The 20,073-nt window shown below is 71.5% G+C and carries 24 protein-coding genes and 1 pseudogene; 19 read left to right on the forward strand and 6 right to left on the reverse strand.

The window, feature by feature from the left end:
• The gene (locus ACFVX6_RS08010) at window positions 1–306 is read left to right on the forward strand and encodes a hypothetical protein (RefSeq protein ID WP_389689103.1); all 306 of its coding nucleotides are present in this window, start codon (window positions 1–3) and stop codon (window positions 304–306) included.
• Here the strand turns inward: ACFVX6_RS08010 and ACFVX6_RS08015 are convergent.
• Window positions 303–923, reverse strand: a complete 621-nt coding sequence (locus tag ACFVX6_RS08015) for a rhomboid family intramembrane serine protease (RefSeq protein WP_389689105.1) — start codon at window positions 921–923, stop codon at window positions 303–305. The genes ACFVX6_RS08010 and ACFVX6_RS08015 overlap by 4 nt on opposite strands.
• An 85-nt stretch (window positions 924–1,008) precedes the next feature.
• On the opposite strand from ACFVX6_RS08015, the gene ACFVX6_RS08020 reads away from it, so the two are divergent.
• Window positions 1,009–1,695, forward strand: coding sequence for a UbiX family flavin prenyltransferase (locus ACFVX6_RS08020; RefSeq protein WP_389689107.1), 687 nt, complete (start codon window positions 1,009–1,011; stop codon window positions 1,693–1,695).
• Here ACFVX6_RS08020 and ACFVX6_RS08025 read toward each other — a convergent pair.
• Window positions 1,692–1,826, reverse strand: a complete 135-nt coding sequence (locus tag ACFVX6_RS08025; RefSeq protein ID WP_275431884.1) for a hypothetical protein — start codon at window positions 1,824–1,826, stop codon at window positions 1,692–1,694. The genes ACFVX6_RS08020 and ACFVX6_RS08025 overlap by 4 nt on opposite strands.
• Before the next feature lie 130 nt (window positions 1,827–1,956).
• Here ACFVX6_RS08025 and ACFVX6_RS08030 point away from each other — a divergent pair, with 130 nt between their 5' ends.
• The 8 genes and pseudogenes from ACFVX6_RS08030 to ACFVX6_RS08065 all read left to right on the forward strand — a co-directional run.
• Window positions 1,957–2,412, forward strand: a complete 456-nt coding sequence (locus tag ACFVX6_RS08030) for an Lrp/AsnC family transcriptional regulator (RefSeq protein ID WP_389689240.1) — start codon at window positions 1,957–1,959, stop codon at window positions 2,410–2,412.
• A gap of 102 nt (window positions 2,413–2,514) precedes the next feature.
• Window positions 2,515–3,678, forward strand: a complete 1,164-nt coding sequence (gene mqnE, locus ACFVX6_RS08035) for an aminofutalosine synthase MqnE (RefSeq protein WP_389689109.1) — start codon at window positions 2,515–2,517, stop codon at window positions 3,676–3,678.
• A 97-nt stretch (window positions 3,679–3,775) separates the two neighbouring features.
• Window positions 3,776–4,312 carry a GNAT family N-acetyltransferase gene (locus ACFVX6_RS08040; RefSeq protein ID WP_389689111.1) on the forward strand — a complete coding sequence of 179 codons (537 nt, stop codon included), beginning with the start codon at window positions 3,776–3,778 and terminating at the stop codon, window positions 4,310–4,312.
• Between the two features lie 46 nt (window positions 4,313–4,358).
• Entirely contained in the window at window positions 4,359–5,930 is a 1,572-nt protein-coding gene (locus ACFVX6_RS08045) for a hypothetical protein (protein ID WP_389689113.1), read from the forward strand.
• A gap of 64 nt (window positions 5,931–5,994) precedes the next feature.
• A complete protein-coding gene (locus tag ACFVX6_RS08050; RefSeq protein ID WP_389689115.1) occupies window positions 5,995–6,306 on the forward strand; it encodes a DUF4229 domain-containing protein in 312 nt (103 codons plus the stop codon).
• Between the two features lie 163 nt (window positions 6,307–6,469).
• A complete protein-coding gene (locus ACFVX6_RS08055; RefSeq protein WP_323182336.1) occupies window positions 6,470–6,577 on the forward strand; it encodes a putative leader peptide in 108 nt (35 codons plus the stop codon).
• Window positions 6,578–6,692: 115 nt separating this feature from the next.
• The gene (locus tag ACFVX6_RS08060) at window positions 6,693–8,075 is read left to right on the forward strand and encodes a dicarboxylate/amino acid:cation symporter (protein WP_389689118.1); all 1,383 of its coding nucleotides are present in this window, start codon (window positions 6,693–6,695) and stop codon (window positions 8,073–8,075) included.
• Window positions 8,076–8,118: 43 nt separating this feature from the next.
• A pseudogene (locus ACFVX6_RS08065) lies at window positions 8,119–8,529 on the forward strand (DUF6461 domain-containing protein); the annotation flags it as partial.
• 28 nt (window positions 8,530–8,557) lie between these two features.
• Here the strand turns inward: ACFVX6_RS08065 and ACFVX6_RS08070 are convergent.
• The gene (locus ACFVX6_RS08070; protein WP_389689120.1) at window positions 8,558–9,136 is read right to left on the reverse strand and encodes an O-methyltransferase; all 579 of its coding nucleotides are present in this window, start codon (window positions 9,134–9,136) and stop codon (window positions 8,558–8,560) included.
• A gap of 122 nt (window positions 9,137–9,258) precedes the next feature.
• Between ACFVX6_RS08070 and ACFVX6_RS08075 the strand changes: the two genes are divergently transcribed.
• The 4 genes from ACFVX6_RS08075 to ACFVX6_RS08090 all read left to right on the forward strand — a co-directional run bounded on the left by ACFVX6_RS08075 (window position 9,259) and on the right by ACFVX6_RS08090 (window position 11,370).
• A complete protein-coding gene (locus ACFVX6_RS08075; RefSeq protein WP_389689122.1) occupies window positions 9,259–9,450 on the forward strand; it encodes a hypothetical protein in 192 nt (63 codons plus the stop codon).
• 341 nt (window positions 9,451–9,791) lie between these two features.
• Window positions 9,792–10,382, forward strand: coding sequence for a helix-turn-helix domain-containing protein (locus ACFVX6_RS08080; protein WP_389689124.1), 591 nt, complete (start codon window positions 9,792–9,794; stop codon window positions 10,380–10,382).
• A gap of 137 nt (window positions 10,383–10,519) precedes the next feature.
• The gene (locus tag ACFVX6_RS08085; RefSeq protein ID WP_389689126.1) at window positions 10,520–10,696 is read left to right on the forward strand and encodes a hypothetical protein; all 177 of its coding nucleotides are present in this window, start codon (window positions 10,520–10,522) and stop codon (window positions 10,694–10,696) included.
• A gap of 293 nt (window positions 10,697–10,989) precedes the next feature.
• Entirely contained in the window at window positions 10,990–11,370 is a 381-nt protein-coding gene (locus ACFVX6_RS08090) for a hypothetical protein (RefSeq protein ID WP_389689128.1), read from the forward strand.
• Between the two features lie 97 nt (window positions 11,371–11,467).
• Here the strand turns inward: ACFVX6_RS08090 and ACFVX6_RS08095 are convergent, their stop codons facing one another.
• Window positions 11,468–12,055, reverse strand: a complete 588-nt coding sequence (locus tag ACFVX6_RS08095) for a DinB family protein (RefSeq protein WP_389689130.1) — start codon at window positions 12,053–12,055, stop codon at window positions 11,468–11,470.
• Between the two features lie 219 nt (window positions 12,056–12,274).
• Here ACFVX6_RS08095 and ACFVX6_RS08100 point away from each other — a divergent pair, with 219 nt between their 5' ends.
• Window positions 12,275–14,158, forward strand: coding sequence for an AMP-dependent synthetase/ligase (locus ACFVX6_RS08100; RefSeq protein ID WP_389689132.1), 1,884 nt, complete (start codon window positions 12,275–12,277; stop codon window positions 14,156–14,158).
• A 260-nt stretch (window positions 14,159–14,418) separates the two neighbouring features.
• Window positions 14,419–15,993: an alpha/beta hydrolase gene (locus ACFVX6_RS08105; protein WP_389689134.1), complete on the forward strand. Its 1,575-nt coding sequence runs from the start codon at window positions 14,419–14,421 to the stop codon at window positions 15,991–15,993.
• A gap of 52 nt (window positions 15,994–16,045) precedes the next feature.
• Here ACFVX6_RS08105 and ACFVX6_RS08110 read toward each other — a convergent pair whose 3' ends face one another.
• Window positions 16,046–17,206, reverse strand: coding sequence for a lipase family protein (locus ACFVX6_RS08110; RefSeq protein ID WP_389689136.1), 1,161 nt, complete (start codon window positions 17,204–17,206; stop codon window positions 16,046–16,048).
• Between the two features lie 354 nt (window positions 17,207–17,560).
• Between ACFVX6_RS08110 and ACFVX6_RS08115 the strand changes: the two genes are divergently transcribed.
• The 3 genes from ACFVX6_RS08115 to ACFVX6_RS08125 all read left to right on the forward strand — a co-directional run bounded on the left by ACFVX6_RS08115 (window position 17,561) and on the right by ACFVX6_RS08125 (window position 18,964).
• Window positions 17,561–18,196 carry a DUF6232 family protein gene (locus ACFVX6_RS08115; RefSeq protein ID WP_389689138.1) on the forward strand — a complete coding sequence of 212 codons (636 nt, stop codon included), beginning with the start codon at window positions 17,561–17,563 and terminating at the stop codon, window positions 18,194–18,196.
• 184 nt (window positions 18,197–18,380) lie between these two features.
• Window positions 18,381–18,596 carry a hypothetical protein gene (locus tag ACFVX6_RS08120; protein ID WP_389689140.1) on the forward strand — a complete coding sequence of 72 codons (216 nt, stop codon included), beginning with the start codon at window positions 18,381–18,383 and terminating at the stop codon, window positions 18,594–18,596.
• Entirely contained in the window at window positions 18,593–18,964 is a 372-nt protein-coding gene (locus ACFVX6_RS08125; protein ID WP_389689142.1) for a hypothetical protein, read from the forward strand. Before ACFVX6_RS08120 ends, ACFVX6_RS08125 begins: the two co-directional genes overlap by 4 nt.
• Before the next feature lie 27 nt (window positions 18,965–18,991).
• On the opposite strand, the gene ACFVX6_RS08130 is transcribed toward ACFVX6_RS08125, so the two are convergent.
• Entirely contained in the window at window positions 18,992–20,008 is a 1,017-nt protein-coding gene (locus ACFVX6_RS08130) for an AraC family transcriptional regulator (protein ID WP_389689144.1), read from the reverse strand.
• Between the last annotated feature and the right edge of the window lie 65 nt (window positions 20,009–20,073).

The following is a 20,073-nucleotide window of genomic DNA, read 5'->3' on the forward strand; positions in this document are numbered from 1 at the left end:
ATGGACAGGGAGGCCGACGTGACCGTCTCGGAGAGCGACCGCCTGCACTCACAGCTCAGCCGGTTCGAGGACATGTTCCCCGGTTACCGGATGGAGATGGTCGAGGGCGCCATCGTGATGAGTCCGCTCAAGCCGATCCACAACGCCACCATTTGGGCTTTGTGGAGCGAACTCAAGGCTCAGCTGTCGGACGAGTGGGGCTTCCTCAGCGATGTTGCCGTTCCCTTGGTCACCGTGGAGACCGGCATCGGGAAGGTCGCCGTGGACACGGCCGCCCTCCCCGTGGACCCCGGCGCCGCAGGCTAGACCGCCGCCACCTCCGGCCGCGGTCGGGCCGCCAGGGCCACCGCAGCGCCGGCCAGGAGGCCGAAGAGGTGGGCCTGCCAGCTGACCACCGAGTCCGTCGGGAGGGCTCCGGCCAGGAAGGTCGTGCCCCAGAAGGCGGCGATGACGACGGCGACCGCCACGCCCAGCGGGCTGCGCTCCACGAAGCCGCGGACCAGCAGGTAGCCGAAGAGGCCGAAGATCAGGCCCGAGGCGCCCGCCGTGATGCTGTGGGGCGGGGAGATCAGCCAGACGGCGAACCCGTCGGCCAGGATGATGGCGGTGCAGACGGCCAGGAAGCGGCCGATGCCGCTCAGTGCGGTGACGAAGCCGAGGACCAGCAGCGGGACGCTGTTGGAGGCCACGTGGTCGAAGCCGAAGTGCAGGAAGGGCGCCAGGGGTATCCCGCTCAGGCCGTCGGCCTCCCGCGCGGTGATCCCGTACGCGTCGAGCGCGTGGCCCGTGGCGTAGTCGACGGCCTCGATCAGCCAGAGCAGCGCCACCCAGCCCAGCATCAGCTTCGCGGCGGCCACGGCCCGGCCGGTCCGGCTCCAGGCGAAGGAGCCCGTACCGCCCGGGTGTGTACTGCTTCCCCTCATGACGACCCCTCCGCCGTGTCCACCCCTTGAACGTGCGGACACCTTAGCCAGTGCCCGTCGGCGGTGGCCGGATAGTCTCGGAGGTATGACTGAGGGCAAGCGCACCCCGTGGGTGGTCGGGGTTTCCGGGGCGTCCGGGACGCCGTACGCGGCCGCGGTGATCCGCGGGCTGCTGGCGGCGGGCGAGAGCGTGGATTTGGTGGTGAGCCGGGCCTCGCGCCTGACGCTGCTGGACGAGACGGGGATCGCCTTCCGCGACGCACACTGGCGTGACGATCTGGGGGAGTGGCTGGAACGGGGGGCCGACGGCAAGCCCGCGACCTTCGCGCGCCCGGACCTGGACGGCGTGCGCCACTGGGCGGCGGGGGATCTGGCGGCCGGACCGAGCAGCGGCTCGTACCCCGTCAAGGGGATGCTGATCGTGCCCGCGTCCACGGCCTGCGTGGCCGGGGTGGCGCTCGGGCTGTCGAAGGACCTGCTCCAGCGGGTCGCGAGCGTGACGCTCAAGGAGCGCCGCCGGCTGGTGGTGACGGTACGGGAGACCCCGCTGAGCGGGCAGACGCTGAAGCATCTGGTGAGCCTGGACGAGGCGGGCGCAGTGGTGCTGCCCGCCTCTCCGGCGTTCTACGCGGGTGCGACGCACATCCAGGATCTGGTGGACTTCGTCGCGGGGCGGGTGCTCGACGCGGCAGGGGTGCCGCACGGGCTGTACCGCCGGTGGGAAGGGGAGCTCGGAGGCTCCCGTCCCCGGGAGGCAAGCGGTGGCGCTTAGCGCTTCTTGGCGCGCCCCGGCTTACGGGTCTTGTCGACGCGGTGTGCGGCGGCGGGCTGGTCGGTGCGGGATCGGTTGGCCAGCTCCTGGAGCTGTCGCATGTGCGCGTAGGCCATCTCGATCGTGTACACGGTGAACCACTCCTGAAGATTGCCAGATCATCTTTGATCTGTTGAAAGATTCACAGGGTGTCGACCCTGTGTGCCTTGGATTCTATACGTAAACTTGAGGGATCGCCGAATAATGGAAGGCTTCAGGTATATGGACGCGGTGGACAAGCAGCTCATCCAGGCACTTCGTGAGAACGGACGTGCCTCGTACGCCGAGCTGGGCCGGCTCGTGGGCCTCTCCGGCCCCAGCGTCACCGACCGGATCAACCGGCTGGAGACGGCCGGAGTCATCACCGGCTACCGCGCGACCGTGGACGCGGCCTCGCTCGGCCTCGGCGTCACGGCACTGATCGGCATCTCGCTGTCCGACGCCGCGGACCACGAGGACGTGGCCCGCCGGCTGCGCGACCTCTCGGAGATCGAGGACTGCTGGTTCATCGCCGGCGACGACTCGTACATGCTCAAGGTCCGGGTCGGTGACGTGGACGGGCTGGAGAAGATCATCCGCAAGCTCTCCGGCACCAAGGGCGTCTCGCGCACGCGCACGACGATCGTGCTCTCCACCAAGTGGGAGAACCGGGTCGGGGGCCTGCCGGAGGAAGCCTGAGGGCGCTGAGAGTACGGTTGGGACGCGGTTGTGGGGCACACGTACCGCGCCGCGGACCGCGCAGGGCGGGCATGGGGACAGAGGACAGAGGAGAGGACCGGCATGGACGCTGGGTTCAAGCGTGAGCTGGAGGACAAGGTTCGCTCCGGCGAGCGGCTGACCCGTGAGGACGGCATCGCCCTCTACGAGTCGGACGACCTGGCCTGGCTCGGCGGTCTCGCCCACGAGGTGCGCACGCGCAAGAACGGCGACGTCGTCCACTTCAACGTCAACCGCCACCTCAACATGACGAACGTGTGCACGGCCTCGTGCGCGTACTGCTCGTTCCAGCGCAAGCCGGGCGAGAAGGACGCGTACACGATGCGCATCGAGGAAGCCGTCCGCCTGGCCAAGACCATGGAGAACGAGAACCTCACCGAGCTGCACATCGTCAACGGCCTGCACCCGAGCCTGCCGTGGCGGTACTACCCGCGCTCGCTCTCCGCGCTGAAGGAGGCGCTGCCGAACGTCTCGCTGAAGGCGTTCACGGCGACCGAGATCCACCACTTCGAGACGATCTCCGGCATGTCGGCCTCCGACATCCTGGACGAGCTGATCGATGCGGGCCTGGAATCGCTCACCGGCGGCGGCGCCGAGATCTTCGACTGGGAAGTCCGCCAGCACATCGTCGACCACCGCACCCACTGGGAAGACTGGTCGCGCATCCACCGCCTCGCGCACTCCAAGGGCCTCAAGACCCCGGCGACGATGCTCTACGGGCACATCGAGGAGCCGCGCCACCGCGTGGACCACGTGCTCCGGCTGCGCGAACTGCAGGACGAGACCGGCGGTTTCCAGGTCTTCATCCCGCTGCGCTACCAGCACGACTTCGTGGACATGAAGGACGGCAAGGTACGCAACAAGCTCCAGGCGCGCACGACGATGGCGACGGGCGCCGAGGCGCTGAAGACCTTCGCGGTCTCCCGCCTGCTCTTCGACAACGTCCCGCACGTGAAGGTCTTCTGGGTGATGCACGGCGTGCAGACGGCGCAGCTCGCCCTCCAGCACGGCGCGGACGACATGGACGGCTCGGTCGTCGAGTACAAGATCACGCACGACGCGGACAACTACGGCACCCCGAACAAGCTGGGCCGCGAAGACCTCCTGGAACTGATCCGCGAGGCGGGCTTCCGCCCGGTCGAGCGCAACACGCGCTACGAGATCATCCGCGAGTACCCCGGCGCGGACGCGGAGCTCCGCGAGACGCCGCAGGCGATGCGGCTCTGACGCCCGGTCGGATGCGGTGACGCCTGGGCCCCGGTCCTCCGTTTTTGGAGGCCGGGGCCCTTTGCGCACCGTGTGGAGTAATGGCTAATCTAGCCCTATGACCCTTACCTTTACCTTCGATCCGGTCGTCGACCCCGACGTCGACTCCGCCCTGGCCGAAGACTTCGCCGCGCTCTGGACCGACGTGTCCAACGCCGGCGGCGCGGTGGGCTTCGTACCGCCCGTCGCCATCGAGGACGTCCGCCCCGAGGTCGACAAGCACCTCGCCGCGGCCGCCGAGGGCCGCAGCCGCCTGCTCGTCGGGCGCGACGCCACGGGCCGGGTGCGCGCCACCGCCGTCATCGCCCCCAACCAGCACCGGCTGCAGAAGCACTGGGTCTGGGTCTACACCGTCATGGTCGACCCCGCCCTCCAGGGCCGCGGCGCCGGCCGCGCGCTGATGGACGCCGTCGCCGACGCCGCCCGCACGATGGAGGGCATCGAGGCGGTCCGCCTCGGCTGCCGGGGCGGCCTGGGCCTGGAGCACTTCTACGCCGCCTGCGGCTACAAGGAGGTCGGCCGCGTCCCCGGCGCGATCCGGGTGGCCCCGGGCGACGACCGCGACGACATCACGATGATGCTGCCGCTGGGCTGACCGCCAGTACGCTTCGCCGGTCCGAAGGGGAGCGGGGGAGGCAGCGGTGGGAGTGACGGGATCGGGGCAGCGCTGGGACCAGCGGGCCGTGGCGCTGGCGCGGCTGAAGGGGACCTCGACGGACTGCGCGCTGTTCGAGGCCGAACTGCAGGCCCGGGGCTGGCCGGTGCTGAACCGGCGCGAGGAACAGGTTTCCGGGCCCCGGGGCGAGGTCGACTGTCAGTACACGGTCGAGCTCAGGTTCCCCGGGTCGGCGATCCGGGCGTCGACCGCCGCCCGGGAACACCTCGAAGTCATATCCGACCGCCTGGTGCTCGACCTCGTGGTGGAGGCGGTGCAGTGCGTCGAGCGGGATCCGGTGGACCTGCCCGTCTGGTACGTGTACCGCCCCCCGGCGGCCGGGGAGCAGCCGGCGGAGACCCGGGCGGGCCGGTGGCGGGCGAGCGTCGCGGCTTGGGCCGCCCGCACCTTGGGCAGCCGGGACACGGGCCGTCAGGTGCGGGCCGGCAGCGAGGAGGAGGCCCTGGTCCTCGCGGCACGTTCCCTGCCAGGGGTGTCAGGGGTGCCCGGGGCGTCGGCCGAGGTGGCCGTACGCCGCTCCATGGACGTGACGCCGCCGCCACCGCCGTCGGTCTGGCCCCTGCGGCGCGCGCGCTCGCGGCGGATGGCCATGATGCGGTTCCCGGCGCTGGTCGGACTCGTCTGCGGTGCCTGGACGGCGGGGCTGTGGGGCGCGGGGCCGCTCTGGTCGGTGGTGCCCCCGCTGCCGTTCCTCCTCGGCGCCATGGCGGCCGCGCTCATGATCGCCCGCTGGGTGCTCCCCGAGCTCTCCGGTGCGAGGCTCCTGGCGTTGGGGTGCAGCGCACCCCTGCTGGCGGCCGCCTTCGGCGCCTTCGCCGTGGCGACGGCCCCCGACCGGCGGGTGGGCTTCGGGGTCGTGGTGATCGGGATCGGCTTCGGCTACCTGGTGCTCACCGGGGTGTGGCTCTGGGTGCGGCAGTCGCGGTGGGCGCTGACCCTGCCCTGGCTGCTGCCCGCACTCCTGGCCTTCCTGCCCGGCCTGTTCCCCGGGTTCGGGCTGTCCCTGCCCACCCTCTACCTGGACGCCTTCGGCCTCGACATGGAAGACGTCGAGGTCCCGGCGGCGATGCGCCTGTTGGCGACGTTCAGGCTGCTGGCCGCGGCACTGGTCCTGCTCATCGCCCCGGCCGTTCTCGGCTACATGCGCCACACCCACCGCATGATCACGGGCAGCTGGTTCGGGTACACCGCCGTCGCGTTCGTGAGCGTCTACGCGCTGATGGCCGGTGTGGTCGGCCTGGCGTTCGTGTCGGCCTCGTCCGCCGGGCAGAAAGCCGTCGCCGCGGCCGCCGAGGGGAGGACCCCGAGCCGCTACTACGGGATCAAGCCCGAGTGGGTCTGCGTCCATCCGGTCAAGGACGTGGCCCGGGTGCCCGTGGACGGGGGGACGCTGGACCCCGTACGCCCCTATCTCTCCCTCGGCGACGCGGGCGGAACGGCCGTCCTGTGGGACCCGCGGGAGAAGGCCGCCCTCAAGATCCCACTGTCCGCGCTGCGGCTGGTGCCCGTCGACGACCCCCGGCGGCCGTGCGCGTAGGCCCGGCGTGCTTCACTGGACGGGCACGAAACCGACCTGGACGACACAGAGAGCAGGGGTCACCGTGTCCCTCAAGCCGAGCGCGACGATCCGTTACACCGCGATGCGCCTGGGGATCTTCATCGGGTGCCTCGTCCTCGTCGCCGGTCTGGTCCGGCTGGGCTGGGTGCCCTCCGGTCTCGGTGACGCCAACCCCGCCTGGGTCGTGCTGCTCGCCCTCGTGATCTCCGCGCCGCTCTCCTTCGTGCTGCTGCGCAAGCAGCGCGACGAGATGTCCGTGGCCATTTCCGGACGCGTCGCGGGCGCGAAGGACAAGCTCGCCGCGAACCGCAGCCAGGAGGACGACGCGGTCGACGAGGCCGCGCGCGCCAGTTAGCTTCATCACACACCGAAATGCCTCGGCGCCGGGTTCACCACCCGCGACGCCGGGGCTTTCGGCGTTTTCCGGAGGGTTCGCAGGGGTTTGCGGCCTGCGGCGGGCCAGTTGACCCAAAGGGAGGCTTTGAGATTCCCAAAGGTGAAGTGTTAGCGTGTTCAACATGTTGACGACAGCCGCGCACCAGATGACCCCGAGCGTTCCGCTCGTGGCGCGCCTGCACGTCGACCTCTGCCGCCGCGCGTCCGCGGCCTGTTGCTGTTGTCGCTGAGTCCCGCGACCAGCCCCGGCACAGCAGCGGTCCCGCCCGCCCGGCTCTTCGCATTTCCGGGTGCTGCCGCACCGCACCACCACCCCACCGCAGAAACCGCAGAACCACCCGGAGAGTGTCCGTGTCCGCGTCACCGCAGGCCCCTGCCGCCGAGGCCCCCGTAGAGGCCGCCCCGGCGAAGAAGTCCTCGCTCAAGTTCCCCTTCTGGGCCCAGATCGTCACCGGCCTCGTGCTCGGCGTTCTGCTCGGCTGGGTCTCCCGCAGTCAGGAGATCAGCTGGCTCGGTACGACCCTGGAGCAGATAGGCGATATATTCGTCCAGCTCCTGAAGCTGGCCGTCGCCCCGCTCGTCTTCTTCGCCATCCTGGTGTCGATCACCAACCTCCGGAAGGTGAACAACGCCGCGCGGCTCGCCTCGCGCACCCTGCTTTGGTTCATGATCACGTCGCTGATCGCGGTGGCCATCGGCCTCGCCATCGGCCTGCTCACCAACCCGGGCTCCGGCACCGGCCTGACCCCGCAGGACGGCAAGCTGCCGAAGCGCCACGGGTCCTGGCTGGACTTCCTGACCGGCATCGTGCCGACCGACATCATCACGCCGTTCACCGAGCTGAACGTCCTGCAGATCGTCTTCCTCGCCGCCGTCGCCGGCATCGCCGCCCTCCAGCTCGGCAGCAAGGCGCAGCCGGTGCTGAACCTCGCCGAGTCCGTGCTCGAGCTGCTCCAGAAGGCCCTGTGGTGGGTCATCCGCCTCGCCCCGATCGGCACCGTCGGCCTGATCGGCACCGCGATCGCCACCTACGGCTGGGACCTGCTCGGCAAGTACGCCACCTTCACGGTGGACGTGTACGTCGGCTCCGCGCTCGTGATGTTCGGCGTCTACCCGCTGCTCCTGTGGAGCGTGGCCAAGGTCAACCCGCTCCAGTTCTTCAAGGGCGCCTGGCCGGCCATCCAGCTGGCCTTCGTCTCCCGCTCCTCGGTCGGCACCATGCCGGTCACCCAGAAGGTCACCGAGCGCCTCGGCGTCCCGAAGGAGTACGCCTCCTTCGCCGTCCCGTTCGGCGCGACCACCAAGATGGACGGCTGCGCCGCGATCTACCCGGCGCTCGCCGCGATCTTCATCGCGCAGATCTTCGACGTGCAGCTCGGCATCACCGACTACCTGCTGATCGCCTTCGTCTCGGTCGTCGGATCCGCCGCCACGGCCGGCCTGACGGGCGCCACGGTCATGCTGACCCTGACCCTCTCCACGCTGGGTCTCCCGCTGGAGGGCGTGGGCCTGCTGATGGCGATCGACCCGATCCTGGACATGATGCGCACGGCCACCAACGTGGCCGGCCAGGCGCTGGTCCCGGTCATCGTCGCGGCCCGCGAAGGCATCCTGGACAAGGTGGCCTACGCCACCGCCTCCTCGTCCCTCCTGGACGACCCGGCCGAGGCCCCGGCCCCGTCCGACGCCACGGACGCCGACCCGGCGAAGGTCCTCGTCACCGCCTGAGCCTCGCCACTCAACCGCCGCAGCCCCCGCCCCCGTCCGGGCGGGGGCTGCGGCTGTCGGTGGGGGGTGTGAGGACTGGACCCTCGTGATGGAGTTCGGCGGCGATGTGGGGACGCGGCCGCGGTTCATGGAGGCCCTGTCCGCCGGGTCGCGCGCCGTCTCGCACACGAGCAACGGGGGGAAGCCCATGGACTTCTTCCACTGGTACGAAGACGGGGAGCTGCGGACGACCTTCGAGTACCCGGCGGACCGCACCGGCAGCACCCCCGACGCGCTGAACTCCGTGATGAGCGAGCTCGGCCTGAACCCGGCGGGCGACCCGGACCCCGATGTCGACGAGAAGGCGGCGGTGTTCGCGCTCGCCGAGCGGCTCACGGGGGTCCGGGTGACCGAGGCGCTCCTGAGGGACGCCGTGTACGTGACGGGCGAGGTCGGCGAGGAGTCCATCGGGTAGGGCGGCGGCATGGCGGCCGCCGGCGTCGTCAGGCTGTGCGTACCGCCATCAGCAGGCCGCTCGCCCAGGCCAGGCGGACGCACCGGAAGTCCTCGCGCGCGTCCAGCTCGCCCAGCAGGCGTTCGACGGAGGCCTCGTGGTCCTTCGGCCGGCCGGGCTGGGGGAGGAGGTCGTCGATCAGGTAGGTCCCGCCGGGAGCCACGAGTTCCAGGGCCCTGTCCAGGTGGGTGAACTTGCCCGGCCAGGTGTCCGCGAAGACGAGGTCGAAGGGCGCGCCGTCGAAGTCCTCCAGCCACGTACCGCCGTCCCCGGACACGAAGGTCACCCGCGGGTCCGCGCCCAGCTGTTTCCGGGCGACGGCCTGGACGGTGGCGTCGAGCTCGACGGTGGTCAGGCGGGAGGCCGGGTCCATACCGCTGAGCAGCCAGGCGGCGCCCTCGCCCACACCGGTACCGAGCTCGAGGATCCGCCCCCCGGGCCGGCCGGCGGCAAGCGCCGCCAGGAAGCTGCCGGTGCGGTCCTCGCTGGACAGGGTGAAGCCCGCGTCGGCCGCTTCGGTACGCAACGCGGGCAGGGCGGAGGGGAGTTGGTTCGGGGTGTCGTCCATGCGGAGATCATCCGAGGGCCACGCCTCCTGGGCAAGGCGATTCCCGGCGGGGGCGGAGCCCTCCGGGGAGGCTCCCTTTCGAGGGTCCGGCGCAGATCGTCGCCGAGCTCGGGGTGAATGCCGTGACGCGCGGCCGGATCCCGGGGATCCGCGACGCGGGGTACGGGATCGTGCCGGTCGGGGTGCTCGCGGAGTGCCGGGGCTCGAGGGAGGGGGCGGCGCCGCTGAAGGTGGTGTGGGGGGAGGTGTGGGCGGAGGTCCGCCTCGACGCCCGGGTCGCGGGGCTCCGCTGTCCGGCGGCGCCCGACGCATAAAGACCCAAAGAACCGGGGAAAAAACCAACCGACCCAACCCGATCGGCCCGCGTCCGGCCCGCTCGCAGGGCCCCGTCGCTCGGTCGGGTGAACTGTGCCAACTGAGCTGGATTTCAGACCGGTTGCCGGGCATATGCTCGCCCTGACGACAACAACAGACATGAGACGGCCCCCGGCGGGACTGCAATCCCGGTCGAGGGCCTGACCAAGCAGGAAGCAGTACCTTCCTCATGGCTCTTGAGCAGCCTAGCGCGCCCTCGCGCGCATCGTCCCGAGTTCGTGCCGGGACCCCTCGATCCGGTGTCATCCACGTCAACACGTGGCACGCGACTCACTACACCGTGATCGGCAACCACCTCCTCCAACACCGCGAGCTGTCGGCGACGGCGATCGGGGTCGCGGCGTACATCCAGTCGCTGCCCGATGGTGCGCCCGTCGGCATCAAGGCGCTCGCCGGGCGGTTCCCGGAGGGTGAGATCAGGCTCGGTACCGCCCTGCGGGAGCTGGAGCGGCACGGGTACCTGGAGCGGCGCCGCGAACGGCTGGAGGACGGTCGCGTGGTGACGCGGACCTACTCGTACAACAAGCCCGGCTGCCCCCCGCCCCCAACGTCGCCGCCTCCGCCGCCGGACGAGGAGCCCGTGCCGGAGCCCGTCGAGGAGTCGGATTCGGAGCCGGAGCCCGTACCCGTACCCGTACCGGAGCCGGAGCCCGAACCCGAACCCGAGGCGGCCTCCGTGCTGGACTACCGGCTCCGGGCCATGCTCCCGCCCCCGCTGCCTCCGGTACGGCTGGCGGCAGCGGGGGTGGCGGGCGACGGGCGGCGCCCGGATCCGCTCCAGAACTGCGACGGCTGCGACCGGGCCTTCAGAGCCCCGGAGCCGAGCCGCTGCCGCACCTGCCCGCCCGCCGAGGCGACGGCGGCCGCCTGAGGGCAGGCATCTCCTCTCCGGCGCGGCTCATCCTCGAACTGACCTTGCATTCAATGGATTTGCGGAACCATCCGTGCGGCGGAGGCGTTTCGAACAGTGCTCTTCCCGTGGAGAGTCGCTGAGGGGAAGGATGAATAGTGGCCACTTTGACCAGGAATCAGTGGATCGCCGTGTTGTCCGTGATGGGCACGATCGTCGCCGCGCTGATCACCGCGGCGGCGATGTTCCTTACGAACTCCGACAAGGGCGACGTCAGGAACGACTGCAGCAACTCATCCCAGTGTGCGGGCCGCGACATCAACGAGAAGGGGTGATGAGGGCGCGGAGATCGGGGGCCGTCAGAGGTGCCGCGCTGGCAGCGAGCGCCGTTCTGGCTCTGTCGTCGTGCGGTGGGACGGAGATCGGCACGCAGAACAACTGCAGCACCGGCGCAGACTGCGCCGGTCACGACGTCAACGGGTCCGATCAAGGCAAGGCCACCGGCAATGGCGGTGCCGCACCCCCGCCCACCCCTTCGATGCCGGCGCAGTCATCGCCTCCGGATCCGCTGCCCTCACCCTCCGTCCCGTCAGCTCCGTCGACCCCGTCGACGTCCTCCGTGCCGCCGATGTCGCCGAAGCCGGCCCCAACCCCGAAGGTGCGCTGGCAGGGAACCCTGCTGCTCTACAGCAACGGGGGACCGGTGGGCTGGTGGCTGGACCATGTACCGCCCTCCGGCGCGGCGGTCGGCGATCTCGGCCTGGAGTGCGACTGCCACCCCGGTGAGGTCTCCGGCAACGCGATCGCGGCGTGGGACGGCGCGACGCCGCCGGGCTACCGGGACTGCTCCGCGGCGAAGGGACGGCTGGCACGGCGCTCGCTCGCGGTCCAGACGGGGGACATGGCCTGCCTGAGGACGTGGAACGGCCGCCTCGGCTACTTCACCGTCACCAATGTGTCCGGACCTGCCGAGTTCGATGTCACGGTGACCGTCTGGGACGCCGGCTGACAACAGGGCATTCCGGCGAACCGTCGGGCGACCGGGGCGCGGGCACCGAGGGCCGTACGCGATCCGAACCGGGTGCCCCGGAGGCCTTGAGCCGGTTCTAGGCCTCGCGCGCCGCCTGCTCCAGGCGGGCGTGGTGGGCCTCCCACCAGGTGGTGTCGGCCGGGGGGAGGCCGACGTTGGTGGGCTGCATGCCCGTGGTGCCGTCCAGGAGTTCGCGGAGGATGTCGGCGTGGCCGGCGTGGCGGTGGGTGTCGGAGATGATGCGGACCACGGCGTGGTGCAGGGAGACCTTGTTGTCGTGGCTCGGCCACCACGGGACCGTGCCGATCGTGTCCAAGGGGAGGGCGTCGAGCGTCGCGTCCGCGTGTGCCCATGCGCGGTGGTAGAGGCCGATGACGTCCGCGCGCGACTGGTCTGCGGTGGCCCACATGTCCGCGTTGGGTTCGGCATCTTCCGCGACCCAGGGGAGGGGTTCGCCGGAGGGGCGGGCGAAGGTGTCGCCGAGGTAGCCCAGCTCCGTGGTGGCCGCGTGCTTGACCAGGCCCAGGAGGTTGGTGCCGGTCGGGGTCAGCGGGCGGCGGGCGTCGTATTCCGAGAGGCCTTCGAGCTTCCAGAGCAGCGCTTCGCGGGCCGACTGGAGGTAGAAGTGGAGCTCGGCCTTGGGGTTCGGGTCGGGGGAGGTCATGGGGGAAGTCTTACGGACGGATGATCTTCCGGCACCGGTTTTACGCGGCACTTGCGGCACCCGCGGCACCCGCGGGAGTGGTGGGAGTGCGCGTGAGGTGGGGGTGTGGGCGGCGTGGCGTGGAGCAACGGTGAAAAGGCGGGCACAGGGGTGTTCAGGGATGGTTACCGCTAAGTAGATTACCGGCGGTAACACTCCGTCCGGCCAGGGAGGCACGCCGTGACCGCCGAATCGAGCCTGGTGAGGGCCGTCAAGCCGCCACAACCCGTCGAGCCCGTCAAGACCGTGATCGACGGGCGAGTGCGCCAGGTGTGGGTGCCGCCGCTGGCGCCGGTGCCGGTCCGCGGGTCCCTCGGGGACATCCCCTTCGACAATGCCCGGGAGGCGCCGGGGGACGCCGTACTCGCCCGCAAGGAGCAGGACGGGACCTGGCGGGACGTCACGGCCGCCGAGTTCGCCGGCGAGGTGCTCGCCGTCGCGAAGGGGCTGATCGCCGAGGGGCTGCGGCCGGGCGACCGGCTGGCCATCATGGCGCGGACCACCTACGAGTGGACCCTGCTCGACTTCGCGGGCTGGGCGGCCGGGCTGATCACCGTCCCGGTGTACCCGACCTCCTCCGCGATCCAGGCGCGCTGGATCATCCAGGACTCGGGCGCCGTCGCCTGCGCGGTCGAAGACACCGCGCAGGCGCGCATCATCAGCTCGGAGCGGGCCAACCTGCCCTGGCTGCGCCATCTCTGGGAGTTCGACACGGGGGCCGTGGCCCGGCTGGTCAAGGCCGGGGAGCACGTGCCCGACGAGGTCGTGGCGGCCCGGCGGGCCGGGTGCGCGCCGGAGTCCGTAGCGACGCTGATCTACACCTCCGGGACGACGGGGCAGCCCAAGGGGTGCGTGCTGACGCACGCCAACTTCTTCGCCGAGGTGGACAACTCGGTGGAGCTGCTGCACCCCGTCTTCAAATCGGTCAGCAAGGACCCGGCCTCGACCCTGCTCTTCCTGCCGCTGTCGCACGTCTTCGGGCGGATGGTGGCCGTCGGCTGCATGCGGGCGCGGGTGAAGCTGGGGCACGCGCCGAGCATCCGCAGCGAGGACCTCCTGTCCGACCTGGCCGGCTTCCGGCCGACGTTCCTGCTGGCGATCCCGTACGTCCTGGAGAAGGTCTACAACACCGGCCGGGCCACGGCCGAGAAGATGGGCCGGGCCTCCTCCTTCGACCGGGCGGCGCGGATCGCGCGCAGCTTCGGGGAGTTGGTGGAGGGCAAGCGGCCGGGGCTGGGCCTGCGGCTGGGCCGGGCGCTGTACGAACCGCTCGTGTACCGGCGGATCCGGGCGGCACTGGGCGGGCGCGTGCGGTACATCCTGAGCGGCGGCTCCCCGCTGGGCCGCCGCCTCGCCGCCTTCTACACGGGCGCGGGCATCGAGGTCTTCGAGGGCTACGGGCTCACGGAGACGACCGCGGCCGCGACCGTCACCCCGCCGCTGCGGCCCCGGCTGGGCACGGTGGGGTGGCCGCTGCCGGGCACGGCGGTACGGATCGCCGACGACGGGGAGGTGCTGTTGCGGGGGCCGCACGTGTTCGCGGGGTACTGGAACAGCGGCGTCGCGGTGGGCGGGGAGCAGTGGCTGTCCACGGGGGACATCGGGGAGCTCGACGACGACGGCTACCTGACGATCACCGGGCGGAAGAAGGACCTGATCATCACCTCCGGCGGGAAGAACGTGGCCCCCGCACCCCTGGAGGACTGGCTACGGGCCCACCCGCTGGTGGGCCAGTGCATGGTGGTCGGCGACAACCGGCCCTACGTCACCGCACTGATCACCCTGGAACCGGAAGGGCTCCAGCACTGGCGGCAGATGCACAAGAAGGTGGGCGTGCCGATCAGGGAGCTGGTGGCCGACGAGGAACTGTGGGCGGACCTCCAGCGGGCGGTCGACGAGGCGAACCGGCTGGTGTCGCGGGCGGAGTCGATCCGGCGGTTCGCGGTGCTGGAGGGGGACTTCACGGAGGAACAGGGGCACCTGACGCCTTCGATGAAGCTGAAGCGGGGCGCGGTCGCGCGGGACTTCGAGCGGGAGATCGAGTCCTTGTACCGCCGCCCGTGACGGGGCGGCTGGATTTGGCCGGCGTGCCGGGTCCTTTCAGCCGTCCGGCGTTTGAGGACCGGGGTCTGGGGCGGAGCCCCAGGGGGGTCAGGGCGCAGCCCTGGGAACGGTGGAAGGGCGGGTAGGGGACTCAGCCCCGCGCAGCGGTGTCCGGTCGGGCGCGTCAAGGGGCCGGATGGGTGATGGGCTTGCGGAGCGGCGTGCCGGGGGCGCGTTTATGGTGGGCTCACTGGTCCGGGGGGCCGCTCCAGGAGGGTGCAGTGCACCGTTCCCGTTCCCGTTCCCGCTCCGGCTGCCGCTCGGCTACGCGGGCCCGTACCCGGATAGGCGCCGGAGTCGTCGGCACCGCCCTGGCCGGCGCCCTGCTCGCCGCCGTGCCCGGTCCGGCACCTGCGCGTACACCTGCGCGTACGGGGATCCAGTGGGGTGCGTGCCCCGAGAAGCCCGTGCCCGCCGGCATGCGCTGCGGCACCCTCACCGTGCCGATCGACCACGGGGGGAACGGAAGAACCAAGGGCACGCTCCGGATCGCCGTCGCCAAGCTTCCCGCCACCGCGCCCGGCGGCAAGCGGCTCGGCTCCCTCGTGATGAACTTCGGCGGCCCCGGCGCCCCCGGCATCTCCACCCTCGCCGCCGACCCCAACGCCTTCGCGGAGCTCAACAAGCGCTACGACCTCGTCACCTTCGACCCCCGCGGCGTCGGCCGCAGCGCCCCCGTCACCTGCGGAGGAGGCGCCCCGGGGGGAGGCGCGGCCCCCGCCGGGCCCGCCGCCCAGCTCGCCGCGCTCCGCGCCGTCGCCAAGCGCTGCGCCCTCGATTCCGGCCCGGTGCTCCCGTACGTCGGTACCGTCAGCGTGGCCCGCGACATGGACCTGCTGCGCGAGGCCCTCGGGGAGGAAAAGCTCGACTTCCTCGGCTTCTCCTACGGCACGCGCCTCGGTGCGGTCTACGCCGCGCTGTTCCCGCGCCGCACCGGCCGCATGGCCCTCGACGGGGTCGACACCCTCACCGAGCCGCTCGGCGAGCAGGCCCTGCTGTCGGCGGTCGGCCAGCAGCGGGCGCTGGACAACTTCCTCGTCTGGTGCGCCCACCGGCAGGACTGCGTCTACGGCACGAACACCCGTACCGCCAAGGAGAAGGTCCAGGCCCTCGTCACCCGCTTGGACGCAGCGCCGCTGACCGGCGAGGGCGGACTGCGCTTCACCGGGCAGGACGTGGCCGACGCCATCGGGATCGCCCTGTACTCGCAGAAGTGGTGGCCCGACCTCGCGGACGCGCTCGCGCTGGTCGAGCGCAACGGCGACCCCGTGGGGCTGATGCAGCTCGGCGGTCCGGACGAACCGCCGCCGCCCCGGGAGGAGGCGGCCGGCGCCGTCGCCGTGCCCGCCGACAACGCGGCCGCCGCGCTCGTCGCCGTGAACTGCGCCGACGACCCGGACCGCGGCGACGCCAAGGCCTCCCCGGCGGCCGTCGCGCAGGAGCTGGGGGAGCTCCAGCCGGTCTTCCTCGCCGCTTCGCCGATCTTCGGGCCGCGCCAGCTGATGACCGTGCTGGCCTGCTACGGGCGCCCGGCCGGCACCGATTTCATCCGCAGGATCGACCGCCCCGCCGGTATCCCGCGGATCCTGCTCGTCGGTACGCGCGGGGACCCGGCCACCCCGTACGAGTGGACGGAGGAGACGGCGAAGCGGCTCGGCAACACCGTGGTCGTGGACTACAAGGGCGACGGGCACACCGGGTACGCCGCCTCGCGCTGTGTGCAGGGGTACGTGGACCACTTCCTGATCGACGGCCGGCTGCCCTCCGGGACGCGCTCCTGCCCCGCCGGGGAGTGAGACCGCGGAACACGGCTCCCTCCCGGACGGGGCAGCAACATCCTGTGCCGGATCAGCAGTTGGGGCGCGCCGAGCGGCCAGCGAAACGGTCCGCGAGCCAGTTGCCCGCCGCCAGGGACTGCGTGATGACGCCGCTGACGTGCTCGCCGATCCAGATGGTGTCGAACTCGACGTTCGCGCCCCGCGCGCACCAGTCGGAGCGCAGCCGGCTGCCGACGGCGTACGGGATGAGCTCGTCACCGAGCGCGTGGTACTGGTACACGGGCGCGGCCGGGGCGGTGCGCCCGAGCTTGCTCTGGTTCAGGCGGGCCTGCCAGTCCGGCTGCGCGAGCGGGTTGCGGGTGGTCAGGTCGGAGATCCGTTTGAAGGAGCCGGCGATGGAGTCGATCGCGACGCAGTTGTCCTTCATGGCGCCGACCAGGAGCTTGCCGGCCGGGTTGAGGTAGGAGTCGAGCTTCAGCTCCGGGAAGGCCGCGTCCTGGCCGGCGGCGGCCATGAAGATGAGGCCGGAGCCGTAGGAGCCGTTGTTGAAGTCGGCCACCTTCAGCAGGTCGGCCGGGACGCCGCCCGTCGCGGTGCCCTTGACCTGCAACTCCGGTGCGTACGAGCCCTGCAGCTCGGCGGCCCAGCTGCTGGCCTGGCCGCCCTGGGAGTACCCCATGATGCCGACGGGCGTCGTGGCCGACAGCCCGGCCTCGGGGAGGCGGGTGGCCGCGCGGGCGGCGTCGAGCACGGCGTGGCCGGCGGAGGGGCCGACGGTGTAGGTGTGCACGCCGGGGGTACCGAGGCCCTCGTAGTCGGTGACGACGACGGCCCAGCCGCGCAGGGTGAGCTGCTGGATGAGGTTGGCCTCCAGGGCGGTGCCGTACGGGAGGTTGTTGCTCGGCGCGCAGGAGTCGCCCATGCCGACGGTGCCGACGGCGTAGGTGATCAGGGGGCGCGGGCCGGTGCGGCCGTCCTGCGGGACGATGACGGTGCCGGAGACGACGTTCGGGGCTCCGTCGGCGGTCGTGGAGTTGTAGTGGATCTTCCAGGCCTTGGTGTTGGTGGGCTGACCCGGCAGTGGGTGGAACGCGGACGGCGCGCTGCTGACGATGTCGCCGGGGCGGGCGGCGGCCTCCTCCCCCTGGGCGGAGGCGGTGGCGGTGGTCGGGATCGCGGCCGACAGGGCCAGGGCGGCCACTGCGGCGAGTGCTGAGCTTCGGATGCGCATGGGGCGGCTCTCCCAAGGGTCCGGGTGGGGGTGGTAGGTGAGGAGAAGGTAGTGACCGACCGGTAGGAACGTCGCTGACCGCACAGCTCAGCTTTCCTGACCCGGGGCCGCACCCCGCCGTGTCGCCCACCCCGCTCGCCCCGACCTGCTTGCCCCGCCCGCCTTGTCGGCACCTTGTCGGGGTGGCCGCGGGTGCGGTACAAACGCGCGCCGCGCGGGCGATGGTGTCGAGGTGGTGTGCTCAACAGCCGTGATCCATAAGAGAGTTGGCGGGTAATTGACGCTTACATCACAGCCGGTCGGTGTGCTTAATGGTTTCCGGCGCAGTCGACTGCGCCGTCGACTGGGGGAGTCATGGAATTCAACGGGGTCGCACCGCCACCACCGCAGGGGCCGCCGCTGCCGCCCCTGCCGCCGGGCGCGGGGGCGTACGGCGTCGAACTGCGCATCAGCCGCCGTCTGTTGTGGGTGGGGACGGCCGCCTATCCCTTGCACAACATCGTCCGGGTCCACACCTCGGTGCTGTCGCCCGACCGGGCGAAGGCCGTCGTGCAGTTCCTGAAGTGGGGGGCGGCCCTGGTCGTGGTGTTCTTCCTGTTCGCGGAGTTCGTCATCGACGAGACGTTCAACTCGTGCGACTACTCCTCCCGCTGGTGCGAGGAGGAGATGACTTCCGAGTTCGAGATGCTGTGGGCCTTCGGGATCATTGCGGCGCTCTACCTCGTGGCGCAGCTCGTCTACAAGGCGACCAGGCCGGACCTGCACGTCCTGGCCGTGGAGGTGGCCAGCGCGTCCATCGCACTGGTGACGATGCGGGACGAGAGTCAGCTGGGGGTGGTCGTCCAGCACATCGTCCACGCCATCGACCACCCGGAGGCGGAGTTCTCGATCCGGATGGACCGGGTGGAGCTCAACCTGAAGAGCTACCACCTCGGCGACAGCGTGAACATCTACGGCGGGGTGGGCAACTCGGGGGTGGTGAAGACGTGACGGTACCGCCGCAGCCGCCACCGCCCCCGCAGTGGGGGCAGCCGCCGCAGCGGCCCCCTTCCCAGTCGCCTCCGCTGACGCCGTTGTGGGTGCCGGCGCCGACCCCGCCGGCGAAGCCGGCCGGGCGGGAGGACTTCGGGGTGCCCGACCTCGTGCTGCGGGTCAGCAATCGCCTGCTGTGGGCGTGGAGACCTCCGGCGCCCCCGTCGCGGTGGTGACCCTCGCGGACCGGGCCGAGCTGCGGAGGCTGGTCGCTCGGATCGTCGACGCCATCGAGCGCCCGGAGACGGAGTTCTCCCTCTACGTGGCCCAGCCGACGGTGAACATCGGGCACTACGTCCACGTCGGTGACACCGCCAACATCAACGGCTCGGGAAACATCGGAGTGGTGAAGACATGACGACGGACAGCGGCAGCAGCAGTTCGTACCACTACGGGGACAGCGTCACCGTGAACGGATCGGGCAACATCGGCATCGTCAAGAACCAGTCCCCGACCATCGGCGCCCCGCAGGCGGCCCCGGTCACCCCGCAGGAGGCGATCCAGCAGTTGGAGCGGCTGCTCCTGGAGCTCCGCGCCCAGGTCACGCCGGCCGGCGCGGGCACCATCGACACCAACCTGCCGGTGATCGTCTCCCCGGAGAGCGGCCCGGAGGCGCGGCACGGGGCCCTGATGGCCGTACTGGGCCTCGCGACCCTCGCGGGCGAGGTCGGGCGGCCGATCATCGAGGCGGTGGGCCGGGTGCTGGAGCTGTTGGGCTTGGCCTAGGCGCGCCCCGATGGACCGGCGCGCGCCTCAGCCGCCCGACGCGATGCGGTACGCGCCCGGGGTGGTGCCCGTCCAGCGGCGGAAGGCACGGTGGAAGGCCGTGTCCTCGGAGAAGCCCAGGCGGGCCGCCAGCTCCGCGATGGGTTCGCGGCTCTCCGCCAGGCCGGCGATCGCCGCATCGCGCCGCACGTGGTCCTTCAGCTGCTGGAAGGACGTGCCCTCCTGCTGGAGCCGCCGCCGCAGCGTGGCCGGGGAGACCGCCAGGCGCGCCGCCACCTCGCCCAGTTCCGGCAGGCGGGGCGAGCCGCGCAGGGCCTGGGTCAGGGTCCGGCGGACCTGCTCCGCGACCGTGGTCCCGTACGCCGGCCGGGACAGCAGGTCGAAGGGGGCCCGCCGGAGCATCGCGTCGAGCGCGGCCTCGTCCCGTACGAGCGGAGCCGTCAGCCAGTGCGCGTCGAAGGCCACGGCCGCGCCCGTGCGGGCCTCGCCGAAGCGGACCGGGCAGTCGAAGAGGAGCTCGTACTCCTCCGCGTGCGGCGGCGCCGGATACGCGAAGGAGGCGTGGGCCAGGGGGATGCGCCGGCCGATCAGCCAGCTGCTCAGCCGGTGCCAGATGGCGAGCACGCACTCGGTGAGGAAGCGCTCCTCGTCCCGCGCGAACTCGTTGCGCACCATGAACCACGCCTGCCCGCCCTCGACTTCGAGCGCCAGCTCCGGCCCGCCCGGGAACAGCCCGTAGAAGGTGGCGGAGCGTTCCACCGCCGCACCGAGATCGGGGCAGCCCAGGGAGGCCCTGCACATCATCGCGAAGGTCCCGGGCCGGCTGGGGACGGCGGACAGTCCCAGGAACTCGTCCTGCATCGCCCGGTACAGCGCCCGGAACAGCCGCGCGAACTGCGCCGGCGTGACCCGCGCCCGGTCGTCGCCCAGCAGCAGCGGCGGAATCTGCGCCTCCTGGAGCAGCGGCACGGTGTCGAGCCCGCGGCCGCGCGCCCCCGCGAGCACGGCACGCACGTGGTGCACGGTGACCGTCCGCCTCCCCATGGGTCCGACGGTAGCCGCAATGAGCGCTGAGGTCAGCGGGGGTGACGCTTCCGGTCATGCCGCGG

Source organism: Streptomyces sp. NPDC058289 (assembly GCF_042880975.1).
GTDB classification, from domain to species: Bacteria; Actinomycetota; Actinomycetes; order Streptomycetales; family Streptomycetaceae; genus Streptomyces; species Streptomyces stoeckheimensis.